Below are 2,576 nucleotides of genomic sequence, written 5' to 3' on the forward strand. Positions count from 1 at the left end.
GGCTGGCAGCTGATCGGCCGCACCGGCGCCAGGATGTGGGACCTGGACCGGGAACAGCCCGCCCTGGCCGCCCCCGGGCACCGGGTCCAGTTCCGCGCCGTCCGGGAGGTTGTCACCATGGCACCGGAACACCCGGCCCAGGCGTCCGCCCCGGAGGTGGCATCCGGCCTGCGGATTGTTTCACCCGGCCTGCAGAGCCTGATCCAGGACCTCGGCCGCTACGGCCACTCGGGCCTGGGCGTCTCCGCGGCCGGTGCGCTGGACCGCGCCTCGCTGCGCCGCGCTAACCGCTTGGTCGGGAACCCGCCGTCGGCCGCCGCGGTGGAAACCGTCGCCGGTGGCCTGTCGGTGCAGGCTGTCGGGGACCAGGTCCTCGCCGTCACCGGGGCGCCCGCGGAGCTCACCGTCGAGACGCCGTCCGAGGACGACTTCGAACCAGCATGGCGGACCGTCCCCATGGCCACCCCCTTCGCGCTGCTCGACGGCGAAACCCTGGTCATCGGGGCACCGCAGAGCGGCTTCCGCAGCTACCTCGCCGTCCGCGGCGGCGTGGACACCGCCCCGGTGCTTGGCAGCCGCTCCACGGACACCATGTCCGGGATCGGCCCGGCACCGCTGGCCGCCGGCTACCTCCTCGCCGCCGGCGGGGAAGCCGAGTCCGGCGTCGTGGGACACCCCGAACTGCAGCCGGACTTCCCGGACACCGGCGTCACTGTGCTCGACGTCGTCCCCGGCCCCCGCGCCGACTGGTTCGACCAGCAGGCCCGGGACTCGTTCTGCGGCCAGGACTGGGAAGTTAAACCGCAGTCCAACCGCGTCGGCATGCGCCTGCAGGGAACCCCGCTGCAGCGCACCCGCCAGGGCGAACTCGCCAGCGAGGGCACCGTCGCCGGCGCCCTGCAGGTTCCACCGGAAGGACTCCCCGTGCTGTTCCTGGCCGACCACCCGATCACCGGCGGCTACCCGGTGATCGCCGTGGTGGTCGACTCCCAGCTGGACCGCGCGGCCCAGGTCCCGATCGGCGGCAAGATCCGCTTCCGCTGGGCCGAAAGCCCCATTACCGAAATCACCACCCCCGAACAAGAAGCGAGTAACTGATGCGCAAGGTCCTGATCGCCAACCGCGGAGAAATCGCCGTCCGGATCGCCCGGGCCTGCGATGACGCGCAGCTGGCCTCCGTCGCGGTCTACGCGGACATCGACGCCGACGCCCTGCACGTCTCCGCCGCGGACGAGGCCTACGCCCTGGCCGGCAACTCGCCCGCGGACAGCTACCTGAACATCCCCAAGCTGCTCGCCGCCGCGGCCGACTCCGGCGCCGACGCCCTCCACCCCGGCTACGGCTTCCTGTCCGAGAACGCCGAATTCGCCCAGGCCGTCCTCGACGCCGGACTCACCTGGATCGGCCCCACGCCGGACGCCATCCGCCTGCTGGGCAACAAAATCACCGCCCGCGAGACCGCCGTCCGGGCCGGCGCCCCGCTGGTCGCCGGCAGCGACGGCCCGGTGGAATCCGCCGCCGAGGCCCGCGCCTTCGCCGAACAGCACGGCCTCCCGATCGCCATTAAGGCGGCCTTCGGCGGCGGCGGCCGCGGCATGAAGGTGGTCCGCGCCCTGGACGAGGTCGAGGAAGCCTTCGACTCCGCCGTCCGCGAGGCCATCGCCGCCTTCGGCCGCGGTGAATGCTTCGTGGAGCGCTACCTCGACCGGCCGCGGCACGTCGAGGCGCAGGTCCTCGCGGACACGCACGGCAACGTCGTCGTCGTCGGAACCCGCGACTGCTCGCTCCAGCGCCGGCACCAGAAACTCGTGGAGGAGGCGCCCGCGCCGTTCCTCAGCGACCACCAGACCCGCCAGATCTACGACGCCGCCAAGGCCGTCTGCCGCGAAGCCGGCTACTCCGGCGCCGGAACGGTGGAATTCCTGGTCGCCGCGGACGGCACCGTGGCGTTCCTCGAGGTCAACACCCGGCTTCAGGTGGAACACCCCATCACCGAGGAAACCACCGGCATCGACCTCGTGCAGGAACAGTTCCGCATCGCCGCGGGGGAGCCCCTGCGCATCACGGCGGACCCGGCGCCGCGCGGGCACTCGTTCGAATTCCGGCTCAACGCCGAGGACGTGGGGCGCGGCTTCCTGCCCTCGCCCGGCACCGTGGAGGAGTTCCACGGCCCCACCGGCCCCGGCATCCGGCTGGACACCGGCGTCCGGTCCGGTTCCTTCGTTCCGCCGCAGTTCGATTCGCTGCTGGCGAAACTGATCGTCACCGGCGCGGACCGGCAGCAGGCCCTGCGCCGCGCCCGCCGCGCCCTCGCCGAAATCAGCATCACCGGCGTGGCCACCGTGCTCCCGTTCCACCGCGCCGTGCTCGAATCCGCGGACTTCACCTCCGAAGCCGGCCTCGGCATCCACACCCGCTGGATCGAAACCGACTTCGCGGACACCATCTCCGCCGATCCGGGCTTCAGCACCACCGCGCCCGACGGCGAACGGCGCACCATCACCGTCGAGGTGGACGGCCGCCGGATGGCCATCGGGCTGCCCGCGGATCTCCTGGACGGCTGGGCCCGCTCCGGT

General features: G+C 72.6%; 2 protein-coding genes. Both read left to right on the forward strand.

The window, feature by feature from the left end:
- On the forward strand, positions 1 to 1,098 hold a 1,098-nt coding region (locus AC6EUH_RS18220), incomplete at its 5' end, for a 5-oxoprolinase subunit C family protein (protein ID WP_499739496.1).
- Positions 1,098 to 2,576: acetyl-CoA carboxylase biotin carboxylase subunit (locus AC6EUH_RS18225; RefSeq protein WP_499739497.1), on the forward strand; the 1,479-nt coding region annotated here is incomplete at its 3' end. The genes AC6EUH_RS18220 and AC6EUH_RS18225, both read left to right, overlap by 1 nt.

Source organism: Arthrobacter sp. 001422645, from assembly GCF_059816125.1.